This is a genomic window from Microbispora bryophytorum (assembly GCF_043197435.1).
GTDB lineage: Bacteria > Actinomycetota > Actinomycetes > Streptosporangiales > Streptosporangiaceae > Microbispora > Microbispora bryophytorum.
Genome location: NZ_JBICTF010000013.1, coordinates 102675 through 119836, shown reverse-complemented (window position 1 = coordinate 119836; position 17162 = coordinate 102675). Strand labels below are relative to the sequence as shown.

General features: G+C 73.3%; 12 protein-coding genes. 9 read left to right on the top strand and 3 right to left on the bottom strand.

Translation table 11 applies throughout. From position 1 onward, the window contains the following. The first annotated feature begins 1 nt into the window (after position 1). Complete coding sequence (locus ACGFIB_RS33450) at positions 2–2875, top strand: fumarate reductase/succinate dehydrogenase flavoprotein subunit (protein ID WP_393377199.1); 2874 nt, start codon at positions 2–4, stop codon at positions 2873–2875. Further along, positions 2872–3141, top strand: a complete 270-nt coding sequence (locus tag ACGFIB_RS33445; protein ID WP_393377197.1) for a hypothetical protein — start codon at positions 2872–2874, stop codon at positions 3139–3141. Before ACGFIB_RS33450 ends, ACGFIB_RS33445 begins: the two co-directional genes overlap by 4 nt. On the opposite strand, the gene ACGFIB_RS33440 is transcribed toward ACGFIB_RS33445, so the two are convergent. Further along, complete coding sequence (locus ACGFIB_RS33440; protein ID WP_393377195.1) at positions 3134–4252, bottom strand: YeiH family protein; 1119 nt, start codon at positions 4250–4252, stop codon at positions 3134–3136. The two genes, ACGFIB_RS33445 and ACGFIB_RS33440, sit on opposite strands and share 8 nt — an antisense overlap. Then, complete coding sequence (locus tag ACGFIB_RS33435; RefSeq protein ID WP_167748475.1) at positions 4252–4389, bottom strand: hypothetical protein; 138 nt, start codon at positions 4387–4389, stop codon at positions 4252–4254. The genes ACGFIB_RS33440 and ACGFIB_RS33435 overlap by 1 nt, the downstream gene beginning before the upstream one ends. A 136-nt stretch (positions 4390–4525) precedes the next feature. Between ACGFIB_RS33435 and ACGFIB_RS33430 the strand changes: the two genes are divergently transcribed. The 3 genes from ACGFIB_RS33430 to ACGFIB_RS33420 all read left to right on the top strand — a co-directional run bounded on the left by ACGFIB_RS33430 (position 4526) and on the right by ACGFIB_RS33420 (position 8887). Then, positions 4526–5872 (top strand): lanthionine synthetase LanC family protein, encoded by a 1347-nt coding sequence (locus ACGFIB_RS33430; protein WP_393377192.1) that lies wholly within the window; start codon positions 4526–4528, stop codon positions 5870–5872. A gap of 30 nt (positions 5873–5902) precedes the next feature. After that, positions 5903–7030 (top strand): sulfite oxidase, encoded by a 1128-nt coding sequence (locus ACGFIB_RS33425; protein WP_393377190.1) that lies wholly within the window; start codon positions 5903–5905, stop codon positions 7028–7030. Positions 7031–7339: 309 nt separating this feature from the next. After that, a complete protein-coding gene (locus ACGFIB_RS33420) occupies positions 7340–8887 on the top strand; it encodes an amino acid permease (RefSeq protein WP_357250622.1) in 1548 nt (515 codons plus the stop codon). Here ACGFIB_RS33420 and ACGFIB_RS33415 read toward each other — a convergent pair. Then, complete coding sequence (locus tag ACGFIB_RS33415; RefSeq protein ID WP_393377187.1) at positions 8819–9604, bottom strand: TetR/AcrR family transcriptional regulator; 786 nt, start codon at positions 9602–9604, stop codon at positions 8819–8821. The genes ACGFIB_RS33420 and ACGFIB_RS33415 overlap by 69 nt on opposite strands. 145 nt (positions 9605–9749) lie before the next feature. Between ACGFIB_RS33415 and ACGFIB_RS33410 the strand changes: the two genes are divergently transcribed. Genes ACGFIB_RS33410 through atzF form a run of 4 tightly spaced genes read left to right on the top strand, consistent with a single transcriptional unit; the run spans position 9750 to position 16591 of the window. Continuing rightward, positions 9750–10565 (top strand): urea amidolyase associated protein UAAP1, encoded by an 816-nt coding sequence (locus ACGFIB_RS33410; RefSeq protein WP_393377185.1) that lies wholly within the window; start codon positions 9750–9752, stop codon positions 10563–10565. Next, positions 10562–11293 carry an urea amidolyase associated protein UAAP2 gene (locus tag ACGFIB_RS33405; RefSeq protein WP_393377182.1) on the top strand — a complete coding sequence of 244 codons (732 nt, stop codon included), beginning with the start codon at positions 10562–10564 and terminating at the stop codon, positions 11291–11293. Before ACGFIB_RS33410 ends, ACGFIB_RS33405 begins: the two co-directional genes overlap by 4 nt. Continuing rightward, complete coding sequence (locus ACGFIB_RS33400; protein ID WP_393377179.1) at positions 11290–14916, top strand: 5-oxoprolinase/urea amidolyase family protein; 3627 nt, start codon at positions 11290–11292, stop codon at positions 14914–14916. The genes ACGFIB_RS33405 and ACGFIB_RS33400 overlap by 4 nt, the downstream gene beginning before the upstream one ends. Continuing rightward, positions 14909–16591 (top strand): allophanate hydrolase, encoded by a 1683-nt coding sequence (gene atzF, locus ACGFIB_RS33395; protein WP_357250611.1) that lies wholly within the window; start codon positions 14909–14911, stop codon positions 16589–16591. Before ACGFIB_RS33400 ends, atzF begins: the two co-directional genes overlap by 8 nt. Positions 16592–17162 lie beyond the last annotated feature (571 nt).

Sequence of the window (17162 nt, the reverse complement as noted above, 5' to 3'; positions counted from 1 at the left end):
AGTGGACATCCCTTCCCCGGCGGACCGTACGCATCTGGAGTGCGAGGTCCTGGTGGTCGGCGGCGGCACCGCCGGGACCATGGCCGCGATCACCGCCGCCGAGCGCGGCGCCGACGTGATCCTGCTGGAAAAGGCGCACGTGCGGCACAGTGGGGCGCTGGCGATGGGCATGGACGGCGTGAACAACGCGGTCATTCCCGGCAAGGCCACCCCTGAGGACTATGTCGCCGAGATCACCAGGGCCAACGACGGGGTGGTCAACCAGCGCACGGTGCACCAGACGGCCACGCGCGGCTACGACATGGTCCAGCGGCTGGAACGCTACGGCGTGAAGTTCGAGAAGAACGAGCACGGCGAGTACGCGGTGCGCCGGGTCCACCGGTCGGGCAGCTACGTCCTGCCCATGCCGGAGGGCAAGGACGTCAAGAAGGTGCTCTACCGCGTGCTGCGCCGCCGCGACATCCGCGAGAAGGTGCGTATCGAGAACCGGGTGATGCCGGTCCGCGTGCTGACCAGCGAGGGGCGGGCCGTCGGCGTCGCCGGGTTCGACACCCGCTCGGGCCGGTTCGTCACGGTCGCCGCCGGTGCGGTGATCCTGGCCACCGGCGCGTCCGGACGGCTCGGCCTGCCCGCGAGCGGCTACCTCTACGGCACCTACGAGAACCCGACCAACGCCGGCGACGGATACGCGATGGCCTACCACGCGGGCGCGGAGCTCAGCGGCATCGAGTGCTTCCAGATCAACCCGCTGATCAAGGACTACAACGGCCCGGCCTGCGCGTACGTCGCCAACCCCTTCGGCGGCTACCAGGTCAACGCCGAGGGGGAGCGGTTCGTCGACTGCGACTACTGGTCGGGCCAGATGATGGCCGAGGTGGCGAGGGAGATCGCCTCGGCCCGCGGCCCGATCTACCTCAAGACCAGCCACCTGCCCGACGAGACGCTCACCGCACTCGAGAACATCCTGCACACCACCGAACGCCCCACCCGGGGCACCTTCCACGCGGGACGCGGGCACGACTACCGCACCCACGACGTCGAGATGCACATCTCGGAGATCGGCCTGTGCGGCGGCCACTCGGCCTCGGGCGTCTGGGTGGACGAGAACGCCGCCACCACCGTCCCGGGCCTGTACGCCGCAGGCGACCTGGCCTGCGTGCCGCACAACTACATGATCGGGGCGTTCGTGTTCGGCGACCTCGCCGGGGCCCACGCCGCCGAGCACCACCGCAGGCCGGGGGGACTGCCGCAGGACCAGATCGCCGCCGCGCACGAGCTGATCTACCGCCCGCTGCGCAACCCCGACGGCCCGCCGCAGCCGCAGGTCGAGTACAAGCTGCGGCGGTTCGTCAACGACTACGTCGCCCCGCCGAAGACCGCCAGGAAGCTGGACATCGCGGTGGAGACGTTCGAGCGGATGCGCGACGAGATCGCGGCCATGGGCGCGAGAACCCCGCACGAACTGATGCGCTGCGCCGAGGTGACGTTCATCAGGGACTGTGCCGAGATGGCCGCCAGGTCCTCGCTGCTCCGCACCGAGAGCAGGTGGGGCCTCTACCACGAGCGCGCCGACCTGCCCGAGCGGAACGACGACGAGTGGCTCTACCACCTCAACCTGCGCAAGAACGCCGACGGCGCGATGGAGTTCGTCAAGCGCCCGGTCGAGCCCTACCTCGTGCCCGTCGAGGGCTTCGCCCCCCGCCCGGCCGAGCCCGTCCTGGTCGGGGCGTACGGCCAGGCCGGCCCGGCGCGGCGCAGGGCGGGCGGGCGGCTCGCGGTGGAGGCGATCGGGCGCTCGCCGCGCATCCTCGAACTCCTGCGGCTCGCCGACGGCGAGCCGGTGCTGGACCAGATCACCCCTTACCTGGCGGAGGCCGACCCCAAGGTCCGCAGGGCGGCCGTCGCGACGCTGACCGAGACCGCGCCCCGGGGCGTGGAGACCGCGCTGACGCGGGCCCTCGCGGACCCGCACGGCACGGTGCGGCGCGCGGCCGCCACCGGTCTGCGCGAGCTGGTCGAGGTGCTGCCCGCGACCGAGGGGTTCGGCGCCGCGCTCCGCGCCGTCGCCGGTTACCCGGAAGCGGGCCGGGACGGAGCGGGCCAGGACAGAGCGGGCCGGGACGGAGCGGGCCAGGACGGAGCCGGCCGGGACAGAGCGGGTCAGGGCGGAGTCGGCCAGGGCGGAGCGGGAGATCCGGTGGTCCGCGCGGCTGTCCTGGACGTCCTGCGGGCGCTGCGCCTCGGCGACGCCGCGCTGTTCGAGGCCGCGCTCGCCGACGCCGACACGAGGGTGCGGATCGAGGCGGTCAGGGGCCTGGTCGCGCTCGACGACGCGGAGCGGGTGGCGCTCGCCGCCGGCGACTGGGACCGCGAGGTGCGCGTCTGGGCGGCCAGGGGGCTCGGCGTCGTCGGCCTGCCGGGCGGCGCCCCCGCCGTCGCGCAGCTCGCCGCCGACCCCGACCCACTCGTCCGGGCGGCGGCCCTGGAGGCGCTCTCCGGGCTGGGCCGGGTTCTCCAGCAGGATCCGGGCCTCGCGGAGACGGCCGTACGGGCCCTGGCGGATCAGGCCTGGCAGGTGAGGGTGGGCGCGGCGCGGGGACTGGCCGCCGCCGACCCGGCCCTCGCGGTGGAACCGCTGGTGGCGGCGCTGCCCGACCCGCACCTCGACGTGCGCAAGGCCGCGGTGCTCGCGCTGTCCGCCTGGGCGGCGCGGACGGAGGTGGCCGCGGCCCTGCGGGGTGCTCTCGGCGACTCCGACGCCGACGTCCGGGCCTACGCCCGCAAGGCGCTGGACGCCGCGCGGGCCGAAGGGGTCGCCGAAGGGGCGGAAGGGGCCGAAGGTCCGAGCGCGGTCCCGGCGGGAGCGCGGGCATGAGCGAGCGCGGCGAGCGCATCGGTCGGCACGACGCGCCGGGCTCCATGCTCCCCCCAGCCGCGAGGCGAGGGGGCCGCCGCATGAGCGAGCGCGGCGAGCGGATCGGTGGACGCATCAGCGGACGCATCAGCGGACACGGTGCGCCCGGCGTGCCCCCGGACCCCTTCCCCGGGGACACGCACTGGTACGACCTGCCGGACGACGACGCGGCGCCGGAGGAGGACGAGGGCGCCGTGTCCGGCTGGTTCGGCCGGTGGCTCAGGTGACGGTGAAGCCGCTGAACAGGACCGTGGCGAGCCCGAGGGCCAGCAGCACGTTGGCCACGGTGGCGGCGGCGAAGACGGCGACCGGACGCCAGCCCGCCTCCCGGAGCGAGGCCACCCGGAACTCCAGGCCGATGCTGACGAAGGCCAGGATGAGGAACCAGGTGCGCAGGTCGTTGGCGACGCCGACGACCGCCTTGCCCTCGGCCGCGCCGACCGTGGTCAGATACCACGTGGTCACCACCGAGGCCGCCAGGAAGCCGAGCACGAACTTCGGGAACCGGCGCCACAGCTCGCCCGCGCCCGGCCGTTCGGCGCCGGGACGGCGCTCGACCCGGAAGGCGAACCAGGCGGTCAGCGCGACCACCACGACGCCGATCAGGGCGTTCTGCGTGACCTTGACGATGGTGGCGACGGCCAGCGCGTTCTCGCCCGCGAGGGTGCCGGCCGCGGTCACCGCCGCCGTCGTGTCGATGTTGCCGCCGATCCAGGCGCCCGCCACCTCCGGGCTCAGCCCCAGGGCCGAGGCCAGTGCGGGGAGGACGAAGATGGACGGCAGGGCGAACGCGATCACCAGGCTCGCGCTGTAGGCGAGCTGCTCGCGCCTGGCCTGTACGGCTCCCGCCGCCGCGATGGCGGCGCTGACGCCGCAGATGGACACCGCGGCCGACAGCAGCGCGCGCAGCCTGTCGTCCAGTCCGAGGCGGCCGCCGAGCCACCAGGTGAACAGGAACACCGCGCTGATCAGCACGATGCCCTGGACGATCGCGGGACCGGCCGCGGTGACGATCACCCTCAGGTTGATCGACGCTCCGAGGAGCACCAGGCCGGTCTTGATGAAGAACTCGGTGCGGAAGCCGGCGGCCAGGCGGTCACGCAGCCCGGTCGCGGTGAGCACCGCGTTGCCCAGCAGGCCGAGGGCGATCGCGTAGACGGGGAACTCGATCGTCTTGGCCAGGCCGGAGCCCGCGAACCACTCGGGCACGCCCTTCTCCAGGGCCCGGGTGCCGGCGGCGAGGACGAGGACGGTGAGGACGCCGAGGGTGGGCCAGTGCCACGCCGTGGCCCTCGTCGTGGCCCGCGTCGTGGCGGGAAGGGCCGTTTCGCTGCTCATCACGGAACCAGCCCCGTCGGGATCACGCCGGTGATGACCAGCGCGAGGAGGACGAGGCCGACGACGGTGGCGGCCCAGTCCTCGTTGATCGCGGCACGGGTGTGCTCGCCGACGGTCGGGGGGTCTTCGTTGCTCACGCCGGACGCCTTTCTCGGGAGTCGAGTGCTCGGCTCGACTGTGGAGCGCTAATACCCATTAAGTCAATAGGGAATACAGGAAAGGCTTGGAGCAGATACTTGCTATTACCTACCAGGTTTGTGGGATAGTGAGGTCATGGGCCCGGACCCGTTCCGCTCATCCGATGAGCGCGCAGAGACTCCGCTGACGGCCGCCATCATGGCGGGACGGTGGATACGCACGGCCGCCGTCGACGACGAGAGCGGGAGGCGGTGGCGGGCCAACCCCGACCCGCACGGCCGGGCGTCGACGCCCGGCGGACCCGCGTCCCTTCACTCTGCGTCTCTCCACGCCGCGTCTCTCCATTCCGGGGCGGCCGGGATCGTGCTGTTCTTCCTGGAGCTCGCCGCCGGGACCGGGCACGACGCCTACCTGGAGGACGCTCGCGCGGGCGCCCGCTACCTCGCGTCGACCTGGCGGCGGCAGGCCGACGCGTCGCTCCACCACGGCCTCGCCGGTGTCGTCCTCGCGCTGACCGAGGCCGGCTGGGCGCTCGGCGAGGAGCGTTTCGAGAGCGCGGCGCTCGCGGCGGCCGACAGGATCGTCAGGAGCGCCCGGGGGTTCGACGACGGCGGCATCGGCTGGTCGGGCGATGTCACGCTGCGCGGTGACGGCGGCGTCGTGCTGGGGCTGCTGCGCGCCGCGGCGGCGCTCGGCGTGCCGGCCTACGAGGAGATGGCCGTCGAGGCGGGACGGCGGATCGCGCGGCTGACCGCGCCCCGCGAGCGGCCCTTGAAGTGCCCGGCCCTGTCCGCGGAGGCGGCCCCGCCCGGCTTCCTCGCCGGAACGGCCGGAACGGCCTTCCTCCTCGCCCACCTGTACGGTGCGACGGGCGAGGAGGCCTTCCTCGACGCGGCGCGCCGCGGCGCGGCCCTCGTCCGGGCCGCCGGCGTCCTGACGGGGGAGAGCGCGGCGGTCACCGACCACCTGGGCTACTGCTCGGGGTCCGCCGGGATCGCGCGCATGTTCTACGAGCTGTATCGGGTGAGCGGCGACGGCGGCGACCTGGAGTGGGCGAAGCGGCTCGCCAGGGGGGTCAGGGAGTCGGGCGCGCCCTTCCGGCAGACCGCGGGGCTGTGGAACGTCGCCTGCCAGTGCTGCGGCACCGCCGGACTGATCGAGCTGTACGTGGGCTTATGGGCGGCGACGGGGGAGCAGGAGCACCTGGAGTTCGCCCGCAGGCTCGCCGACCACCTGATCGGCCGGGCGACCGGTTACGACGGCCGGGGATACCGCTGGTATCAGGCATACCGGCGGCACCGTCCCGGAGAGGCGTCGGCCGACACCGGCTATCTGACCGGGGCGGCGGGGATCGGGGCGGCCCTGCTGCACCTGGACGCGGCGGGACAGGCGGACCGGCCGCGCCGGGTGATCCTGCTGCCCGACAACCCCTTTCCGCCCATTCCCATGCCGGCCGTCGCCCTGCGGAGGCCGGCCGGCTGACAGCGGCAGGTGAGGAGGCGCATGACTTCCATGAGGGACAGATGTGCAACACGGCGTACGGCGCCGGAGACGGCACCCCCGCCCGGCATCCGCAAGCCGCTGCCGCCCCGCCTGTTCACCGTGCACGGCACGAACGCGGAGACCCGCTGGGAGGCGCTGCGCGGAGAGGACTACCTGACGCCGGACGGCCTCTTCTTCGTCCGCAACCACACGGCGACGCCGCTGATCGACGCGGCCGCCTGGCGGCTCACGCTGTGGGGCGACGCCCTGCGCGGCGGGCCGGTCGCGTTCACCTACCGCGACCTGCTCGGCATGCCGGCCGAGACCGTGACCGCGTTCATCGAGTGCGCCGGCAACGGGCGCCGCCTGTACGGCGAGCAGCAGAACCAGGAGGTGTCCGGCACCCCCTGGCGGCTGGGCGCGGTGGGCGTGGCGCGCTGGCGGGGCGTGCGCCTCGCGGCGCTCCTGGACAGGGCGGGGATGAGCGACAGGGCCGTCGCGCTGATGCCGCGCGGGCTCGACGCCGACTACGTCGAGGCGGGGGAGAACCTGGGAAGGGTGCGGCGCCCGCTTCCCGTGGCGAAGGCGCTGGACGACGTGCTGGTGGCCTACGAGATGAACGGGCGGCCCCTGCCGCCCGACCACGGTCACCCGGCGCGGCTGGTCGTGCCGGGCTGGGTGGGCGCCGCCTCGATCAAGTGGCTGGGGGATGTCGAGGTGTCGGCGGAGCCGCTGGAGTCGCCCTGGAGCACACGGCTCTACCGGATGCACGGCCCCGGTCACCCGCCCGGGGGCGGCCCGCCGCTGACCCGGATGGGGGTGAAGAGCGCCTTCGAACTGCCCTGGCCGGCCCGTCTCGAAGCAGGGCGCGAGCATCTGCTGCGCGGCCGTTCGTGGTCGGGCGGCGGGCGCGTGGTCCGGGCCGAGGTCAGCGACGACGAGGGCGTTTCGTGGCGTCCGGCCCGCCTGCTCGGCGACCGGCACCCGCACGGCTGGGTCCGCTGGACCTTCCCCTGGACCCCGCGCGAGGCGGGGAACCTCCACCTGCTCGTCCGGGCCGCCGACGAGACGGGCGCCGTGCAGCCCGGCCACGCGGCGTACAACGTTTTCGGCTACGGCTTTGACGCGGTGGTGCGCCATCCCGTCCTCGTGACCTGACCCGGTCGTCGACGGTGATCCAGCAGGTCACCGCAGGGACCGGCGGAGGCGAGAGGGCGCTCGCGGCGCGAGCGCCGGCCGGGGACGGCGATGTCCGTCCCGGGGCGGATGTGTGCGGCGCCGGGTGACGCAGACGGTGGCGGTGGCCCTGTCGCCGGGTCGTCGAGGAGGATTCCCCGTCGAGGGGCGCGGTGAGGGATGCGGTGAGGGATGCGTTACGGCGGATGAACGCGGCCGTGACGACGCGGAAACGACGGCCCCGTACATAACTGTCAACCGACAGAAATCTCTCCAGCGCCCGGAGTCCCGATGGCCGTCACCGCCCCTTCATCGCCTCCCACCGACGAGAGCGCCCTGCAGACGTTCGGCTACCGCCAGGAGCTGCACCGCAGCATGGGCAGGTACGCCTCCTTCGCCGCCGGCTTCTCCTTCATCTCCGTACTGACCACGGTCTTCCAGTTCTTCGCCTTCGGGTACGCCTTCGGCGGCCCGGCCTTCTTCTGGACCTGGCCCGTCGTGCTGGCCGGACAGATCCTGGTCGCCCTGTGCTTCGCCGAGCTGGCCGCCCGCTATCCGATCTCCGGCTCCATCTACCAGTGGTCCACCCGGCTCAGCACGGCGACGTTCGGGTGGTTCGCCGGGTGGATCATGATTCTCGGGCAGATCGTCGTGATCGCCGCCGCGGCGCTCGCCTTGCAGATGGTGCTGCCCGCGATCTGGCCGGGTTTCCAGCTCGTCGGCGGCGATCCCGCGCCCACCACCGCCACGGGCGCCGCCAACGCCGCGATTCTCGGCCTGATCCTGCTCGCGCTCACCACCACCGTGAACGTCGTCGACAACCGCGTTCTCGCCCGGGTCAACAGCATCGGCGTCACCGCCGAGATCGTCGGTGCGATCCTCATCGTCGTGCTGCTGCTCACCCACGCCGAGCACGGTCCCGGCATCACGTTCAGCACCGGCGGGCAGGGCGGGGCCATCGGCGCGCTGCTGGTCGGCTCGTTCACCGCCGCCTACGTGCTCATCGGGTTCGACAGCGCGGGAGAGCTGAGCGAGGAGACCCGCAGCCCCCGGCGGGTGGCGCCGCGCACCATCCTGACCGCGCTCACGGCGGCCGGGGTGCTCGGGGGGCTCATCCTGTTCGCCGGTCTGCTCGCCGCCCCCAGCCTGACCGACGGGAGGCTCGCCTCCGAGGGCCTTTCCTACGTGCTCACCAGCAGCCTGGGCGACTGGGTGGGCAAGCTGCTGCTGGCCGACGTGGTGCTGGCGATCACCGTGGCGACCATGGCGATCCAGACCGCCGCCACCCGGATGTTGTTCTCCATGGCACGCGACGGGGCGATGCCCCTGTCCGGCGCGCTGTCCAGGGTCTCGCCCCGCACCGGGATGCCGGCCGGGCCAGCGCTGGTCACCGGAGTGGGCGCGGCGGCCATCCTGCTGCTCAACTTCGCCTCTCCCGAGGCGTTCCTGGCCATCGGCACGACCTGCATCGTGCTGCTCTACCTGGCGTACGCGATGGTGACGGGCCCCCTGCTGCTCCAGCGCCTGCGCGGTGGCTGGCGGGGCGGAGCGCCGGGCGGGTTCGCCGAGGACGGCAGCCGGCTGTTCAGCATGGGCCGCTGGGGCCTGCCGGTCAACGCGCTGGCCTTCTGTTACGGCCTGGCGATGATGGTCAACCTGGCCTGGCCGAGGACCGAGGTGTACGCCCCGATCACCGGCCACTGGTTCTTCCAGTGGTTCACCCTGCTCTTCCTGGCGGCGGTCGTCGCTCTGGGCGCGCTCTACCGGCGGCTACGCCGGCCCGCGGCCGGCCTCGCGCGGGTCGGGCAGATCCCGGTCGGCAACACCGGCCAGGCGTAGCGCCGCGTCGGCGGTGGCGGCCGCCAGCGTCTCCAGGACGTCGGCGGCCATCTCGCCCAGGGCGTCCCTGCGGATCAGGATGACGCCCTCGATCAGCGCGAACAGCAGGTCGGTGCGCAGCGCCCGGTCGGCGGGCGTCAGCGCCGCACCGGCGGCGGTGGCCGCCAGCAGCCGCCCGTAGGTGTCCTTGAGCTCGCCGCGCATGCGCAGGAAGGCGGCGAACCGCTCGGTGCGCACCTCGGGCAGAAGGTAGAGCGCGCCGAGGTTGTGCGGGCCCGAGCACAACAGCCGGGCATCGCAGTGGCACAGCTCCCACAGCCGCTCTTCGGGCGTGCCGCCGGTCAGGGCGCGGGCGGTCTCCAGCGAGGGCCGCACCGTGCTCTCCAGCAGTTCGGCGAGGATGTCCTCCTTGCCGTCGAAGTAGTGGTAGATCGACGCCTGTCTGATGCCGGCCCGCTCGGCCATCGCCCTCGTCGAGGTCGCGGCGTAGCCGTTGGTCGTGAACAACTCGGCCGCCGCCGTCAGGATCTCCTCGCGCGGGCTCAGCTCACTTCGTGGACGCGCGACGGCTCGCGGCCTGCCGACCCTTCGCACGCCCGAACCGGCCTGGGCGGTACCGGGCTGAGTGGAACCGGGCTGGGCGGTATCGGGCTGGGTGGAACGGGGCTCGGTGGCACCGGGCTGGGTGCTACCGGGCTGGGTGGAACGGGCACTCACCGGACGATCCTCGCACACCTGCCTCCGGCCGCCGCGGCTGTGCGCTTCCGGTAACAGGCGGGAAACCGGGGGGCGCGTGAGCGGAAACACACCCCGCCTAATTTCTGTCGTGCGACAGAAATCCACCCCCGGAGGAGGAGGCGTCATGGCGACCAGCACGACCTACGGCGCGCGCGAGCACGCCCGAGCACAGGAGGGCACCACAAGCGGCACCATGCCGGTGCTGCCGGCCTCGGCCTGGCCCACCCCGCCCGACGGCGTCGACCCCGCCCACCTCGTGTGGGCCGAGACCGTCGCCGGAGGCGGCTACACCCACAAGGTGCTGGCCCGGGGCACCGAGCTGCGCCTCACCGACCTGGTCGGCGACGCCTGCGCGCACCTGCTGCTCTACGTCGAGGGCCGCCCCTGGGAGCGGCTCAACGTCGCCGACACCGTCAAGGTGTTGTGGAACGCCTACCTCGGAGAAGGCCACCTGCTGCTGTCGGATCAGGGCCGCGTGCTGGCCTCCGTGGTCGCCGACACCTCAGGGCGCCACGACACCGTGTGCGGGACCTCCACCCTCCGGCGCAACACCGAACGGTACGGCGACGGCTCCCCGCACGGCCCCGCCCCGGCCGGACGCGAGCTGTTCACGCTGGCCGCGGCCAAGCACGGGCTCCAGCCCCGGGACCTGCCCCCGTCGATCTCCTTCTTCCAGGGAGTCACGATCGGCCCCGACGGCGGCCTGACCTTCACCGGCTCCGCCGGTCCCGGGGCGTCGGTCACCCTGCGCGCCGAGATGCCGCTGACCGTGCTCATCGCCAACACCGCCCACCCCGTGGACCCCCGTCCCGCCTACACCTGCACCCCGCTGGAGGTCCTGGCCTGGCGTGCCAGGCCCACCGGCCCCGGCGACCCCCTGTGGCAGGCCGGCCCGGAAGGCCGTCGCGCCTTCCTCAACACCGCCGAGGTGACCCGATGATCCAGCCCCACGTCACCGAGCCCCATGTCACGGAGCCCCACGTCACCGGGCCCCACGTCACCGAGCGCGACGTCACCGAGCCTGATGTGCCCGTGATGGACGTGCCCGTGGTCGATGCGCCCGTGCTTGATGTCACCGTGCTTGATGTCACCGTGCCCGCTCGCGCCCCCTGGTCGGCGATCATCCGCGCCGGGCAGGAGCTGACCATCACCGACCTCGGCGGCAACCAGGCCGTCGACTGCCTGCTGTACGACGCGCACGACACCGCCGTCCGTTACAGCGCCCCCGACACCATCCAGGCCCAGGGCGCCATCTTCCTCACCACCGGCAGCGTGCTGCTGTCCAACGAGCACACCCCGCTGATGACCGTCGTCGCGGACACCTGCGGACGCCACGACACCGTCGGCGGCGCCTGCTCCAAGGAGTCCAACACGCTGCGCTACGGACACCACACCTACTCCCAGCACGCCTGCGTCGAGAACTTCCTCATCGAGGGCAGCCGCCACGGGCTCGGCAAACGCGACCTGGTCAGCAACATCAACTGGTTCATGAACGTCCCGGTCGAACCCGACGGCACGCTCGGCATCGTGGACGGCATCTCCGCTCCCGGCCTCGCCGTCACCCTGCGGGCCGAGACCGACGTGCTGGTCCTGATCTCCAACTGCCCGCAGATCAACAACCCGTGCAACGGCTTCGACCCCACGCCCGTGCGGATGACGGTCCGATGAACACCCTCCTCATCGCCAACCGGGGCGAGATCGCCGTCCGCGTCATCGCCACCGCCCGCCGCCTGGGCCTGCGCACGGTCGCCGTCTACTCCGACCCCGACCGGGGCGCCGCCCACGTCCGCCTGGCCGACCACGCCGTACGGCTCGGCCCCGCCCCCGCCCGGGAGAGCTACCTGGACGCCGACCGGGTGCTTCAGGCCGCCCTGGACAGCGGCGCGGACGCCATCCACCCCGGTTACGGTTTCCTGTCCGAAGACGCGGCCTTCGCGCGCCGGGTCGAAGCCGCCGGGCTGGCCTTCGTCGGTCCCACTCCCGAGCAGCTCGACCTGTTCGGCGCCAAGCACACCGCCCGCGCCGCCGCCGAGCGGGCCGGCGTTCCCCTGCTCCCCGGCACCGGCCTGCTCCCCGATGTGGACGCGGCCCTGAGCGCGGCGCAGGACATCGGCTACCCGGTCATGCTCAAGGCCACCGGCGGAGGCGGCGGCATCGGCATGCGCGCCTGCCGGGACGCCGGCGAGCTGGCCCAGGCGTGGCACAGCGTCCAGCGCACCGCCGCCGCCAGCTTCGCCTCCGCCGGGCTGTTCCTGGAACGCCTGGTCGAGGGCGGCCGGCATGTCGAGGTCCAGGTCTTCGGCGACGGCATGGGCGGCGTCGTCACGTTCGGCGACCGCGACTGCTCCCTGCAGCGGCGTCACCAGAAGGTGCTGGAGGAGGCCCCCGCCCCCGGCCTGCCGCCGCTGGTGCGGGCCACGCTCGCCGACAGCGCCGCCGGCCTGTGCGCCTCCGTGCGCTACCGGTCGGCGGGCACCGTCGAGTTCATCTACGACCCGGTGCGCGCCGAGCCGTACTTCCTGGAGGTCAACACCCGCCTGCAGGTGGAGCACCCCGTCACCGAGGCGATCTACGGCGTCGACCTGGTCGAATGGATGCTGCGCCTGGCCCAGGGCGACGCGAGCCACGTGCACGCCGCCCTGCACGACCCGCCCGCGGCCGCCGGCCACGCCGTCGAGGCCCGGGTCTACGCCGAGGACCCGAGCCGCGACCACCGGCCCAGCGCGGGCCTGCTCACCCGCGTCGCGTTCCCCGCGGGCGTGCGGGTGGACGGCTGGGTGGAGACGGGCACCCAAGTCAGCAGCGCCTACGACCCGCTGCTCGCCAAGGTCGTCGCGCACGGCGCCGACCGGAACCAGGCGCTGGACCGGCTGGCCGCGGCGCTGGCGGAGACCAGGATCGACGGTGTCGAGACCAACCTCGGGCTGCTGCGCGCCGCGGCGGAGGATCCTTCCGTACGGGAGGCCACGCACGGCACCGCGACCCTGGCCGGTCTCGCCGACGGCTCCCGCCGCATCGAGGTAGTGCGGCCCGGCACTCTCACCACGGTGCAGGACTGGCCGGGACGGACCGGCTACTGGCAGGTGGGCGTGCCGCCGTCGGGGCCGATGGACGACTGCTCGTTCAGGCACGGCAACACCGCCCTGGGCAACGACCCCGGCGCACCCGGGCTGGAGTGCACGTTGCGCGGCCCGGCGCTGCGCTTCAGCCACGCCACCACCGTCTGTGTCACCGGCGCGCCCGCGCCCGTCACGGTGGACGGGACGCCCGTCCCCCAGTGGGAGCCGGTCACCGTGCCCGCCGGCGGCGTGCTGGACATCGGCGCCGCCGAAGGGCCGGGGCTGCGCGTCTACCTGCTGATGGCGGGCGGGTTCGACGTTCCCGACTACCTGGGCAGCGCCGCGACGTTCACGCTCGGCGGGTTCGGCGGACACGGCGGCCGGGCGCTGCGCGCCGGTGACGTCCTGCACGGCGGCCACCCCGAGCAGGGCGGTCACCCTGAGCACGGCTACCACCCTGAGCACGGGGAGTCCCTCAAGCTCGGGGAGTCTGTCAAGCTCGGGGAGTCTGTCAAGCACGGGGGACGCCTCGCCTCCGGCGGCGACGAAGCAGGGGAGCGGCCCGAGTTCGGGCACGCCTGGCGGATCGGCGTGGTCGAGGGCCCGCACGCCAACCCCGAGTTCTTCACCGACGACGACATCCGCGACTTCTACGCCGCCCAGTGGAAGGTCCACCACAACTCCGCCCGCACCGGCGTCCGACTGATCGGGCCCAAACCGCGCTGGTCCCGCCTCGACGGGGGCGAGGCGGGACTGCACCCCTCCAACATCCACGACACGCCCTACTCGGTGGGCGCCGTGGACTACACCGGTGACATGCCGGTCGTGCTCGGCCCCGACGGTCCCTCGCTCGGCGGGTTCGTCTGCCCGGCCACCGTCGTCACCTCCGAACGCTGGAAGCTCGGCCAGCTTCGGCCCGGAGACACCGTCACCTTCGTCCCCGTGCCTTCCGCGATCGGCGTCCCCGGCGACGGCGGCGTGCTCCACCGCCTCCCCGAGACCGGCGAGCGGCCCGGCGTCACCTACCGGCGCAGCGGAGACGACAACATCCTCGTCGAGTACGGGCCGATGGAGCTCGACCTGGGCCTGCGCATGCGCGTGCACGCCCTGGCGGAGGCGCTCGCCGCCCGAGACCTGCCCGGCGTCGTCGACCTCACCCCCGGCATCCGCTCGCTTCAGATCCATCTCGACCCCGCGACGCTGTCCCAGCGCGACCTGCTGGCCGAGCTGATCCGCATCGAGGCCGGTCTGCCGCCCACCGGAGAGCTGGAGGTGCCCAGCCGCGTCGTCCACCTGCCCCTGTCCTGGGACGACCCCGCCACCCGGGAGGCCATCGCCCGCTACATGGCGGGAGTCCGCGACGACGCGCCCTGGTGCCCGTCGAACATCGAGTTCATCCGCCGGGTGAACGGCCTGGAGGACGTGGCCGAGGTCCACCGCGTCGTCTTCGACGCCGAATACCTCGTCCTCGGGCTCGGCGACGTCTATCTCGGCGCTCCCGTGGCCACCCCGCTCGACCCCCGGCACCGTCTGGTCACCACCAAGTACAACCCCGCCCGCACCTGGACCGCCGAGAACTCCGTCGGCATCGGCGGCGCCTACCTGTGCGTCTACGGGATGGAGGGACCGGGCGGCTACCAGTTCGTGGGCCGTACGACGCAGGTGTGGTCGAGCTGGCAGCAACGCGGCGCGTTCCAGCCGGGCTCTCCCTGGTTGCTGCGCTTCTTCGACCGCATCCGGTGGTATCCGGTGACGCCGGAAGAGCTGCTGGAACTACGCGCCGACCTGGCGGCGGGGCGCCTCGAACCCAAAATCGAGGAAGGGGTTTTCCGGCTCGCCGACCACCACCGCTTTCTGGCCGAGCACGCCGAGTCGATCGCGGCCTTCCGGCGGCGGCAGGCCGCCGCCTTCGCCGCCGAGCGGGCGGCCTGGCAGGCGTCGGGCGAGTTCGACCGGGCGGAGCAGCCCCCGAGCACGGCCGAGACCGAGCTGGAAATTCCGCCGGGCTGCCAGGTGGTGGAAGCGGAGTTCACCGCGAGCGTCTGGCAGATCAGCGTCACGCCGGGCCGGCGGGTCGCCGCCGGGCAGCCGTTGATCGTGCTGGAGGCGATGAAGATGGAGTCCGCCGTCCTGGCCCCCGCCGACGGCGTGGTCGAAGGAGTCCTGGTCGGCCCCGGTGACCAGGTGGAGGCGGGCGCCCCGCTGGTGGTGCTGAGGAGTGATCGTGGCTGAGACGGCACTGGACCGGGTCCGCAGGGCCTACGCCCGGATCGCCGAGACGGACCGTCCGGAGATCTGGATCGACCTGCGGCCGCAGGCCGAGGTGGAGGCCGAGGCCGCCGCCGTGGACGCTCGCGTGACGGGCGGCGACCGCCTTCCCCTCGCGGGCCGCCTGCTGGCCGTGAAAGGCAACATCGACGTGGCCGGACTGCCGACCACCGCCGGCTGCCCCTCCTACGCCTACCGGCCGGAGGCCGACGCCCCTGCCGTCGCCCGGCTCCGCGAGGCCGGCGCCATCGTGCTCGGCACCACGAATCTGGATCAGTTCGCCACGGGGCTGGTCGGCACCCGCAGCCCCTACGGCGCGGTGCGCGCCGCCACCGACCCGGACCGGATCTCCGGAGGATCCAGCTCGGGCTCGGCGGTCGCCGTCGCGCTCGGCCTGGCCGACCTCGCGCTCGGCACCGACACCGCGGGCTCGGGCCGGGTCCCCGCCGCTTTCAACGGCATCGTCGGGGTCAAGCCCACCTACGGCCTGATTCCCTCGGAAGGCGTGGTCCCGGCCTGCCGGAGCCTGGACTGCGTCAGCGTCTTCGCCCGCACCCTTCCCGAGGCCCAGCGGGCCGTGGCCCTCATGACCACCGCGTCCGCACTGGCCGCATCCCGCCCGGCTCGCCGCCCCGGACCCTGGCGGCTGGCCGTGCCCGCCACCGCCGGCCTCGGCACGCTGGCCCCGGGCTGGGCCGAGGCGTTCGAGACCGCGGCAGGCGGGCTGGCCTCGGCGGGCGTCGAGATCCACCCGATCGACCCCGCCCCCTTCCTGGAGGCCGCCGCGCTGCTCTACCAGGGGGCCTTCGTCGCCGAGCGTTACACCGCGGTCGGCGCGTTCGTCGAGGCGTTGGCCGACAAGGGCGACCCCGACCTGGATCCCACTGTCGCCTCCATCATCACCGCGGCTCGTGACCTGCCCGCCCACCGCCTGTTCGCCGACGGGGAACGGCTCGCGGCACTGCGCGAGCACGCCCTGTCCCTGCTCGGCGACCGCGACGCCCTGCTCCTGCCGGTGACTCCCCGCCATCCCACGCCGGCGCAGGTCGCGGCCGACCCGGTCGGCGTCAACAGCGACCTCGGCCGCTTCACCAACTTCGTCAACCTCTTCGACATGTGCGCGCTCGCCGTGCCCGCCGGACAGGTGGACGGGCTGCCGTACGGGGTCATGCTGGTCGGCCGGACCCACGCCGACGACGACCTGGTCGCCATCGCCCGGCTGCTCCAGCCGTCCGTCCGCCTGGCCGTGGTCGGCGCGCACCTGTCGGGACAACCGCTCAACCACGAGCTCACCGCGCGCGGCGCCCGCCTGCTGGCCACGACCACGACCGCCGCGCGCTACCGGCTGCACGCCCTGGCCACCGAGCCGCCCAAACCCGGGCTCGTCCGCGCGCTTGAGGACGGTGGTCCCGAGAACGGCGCGGCCATCGAGTGCGAGGTGTGGGAGCTTCCCGCCGAAGGGCTGGGCGACCTGCTCGCGGCCCTTCCCCGCCCGATGACGCTGGGCCGGGTCGAGCTGGCCGACGGCACGAACGTGCCCGGCTTCCTCTGCGCTCCGGAAGGGCTGCGCGGCGCGGCCGACATCACCACGTACGGAGGGTGGCGCGCCTACCTCCGATCACTGGCGGTCCGTGGCTGACCCGCTCCCTGCCGCCCACCCACGACCTCCCTTTCCCCACCACGACCTCCCGACCTCCCGACCTCCCGACCCCCCGACCTCCCGACCCCCGGGCCGCGGGTCGCCCCGGCCCTTAGGAGGGCGGCGACCTGCGGCCCGCCGCGTTGGTGCGCGGGAGCCCGAATGCAGGCGGCCGAAGCCGGGGAACCACGTCAGGACTGCCGGGTGGGCATTCGGGACCGGTAGGGCCGAGCCCTGATCGGCGCGAGCGTACCTGCGGCCGCCTTATTTCCCTGTAAAGCTAGTAGGAAATATTGACTTTCTGAACCGGTGATCGTACGTTCGGTGGTATGAGCCAGGGCGTTCGTCTGACCCGGCGTTTGAGCGTGGACTACGGCCACGTCGCCGGCGCACAGTGTTGTTGATCATGAATCTTCCGTCGTTCTCGTGCCGATGAGGAGCCGGCCGCGGCACGCGGCCGCCCTCCTCGCGAGCCGGGCGTGACCGCGTCACGCCCGGTCCCGCCTCCATCCCAATCCCTGATCCCGCGTGCCGTGGTGCCTGCGGCGGGCGGGATCGACCCTGTGAGCAG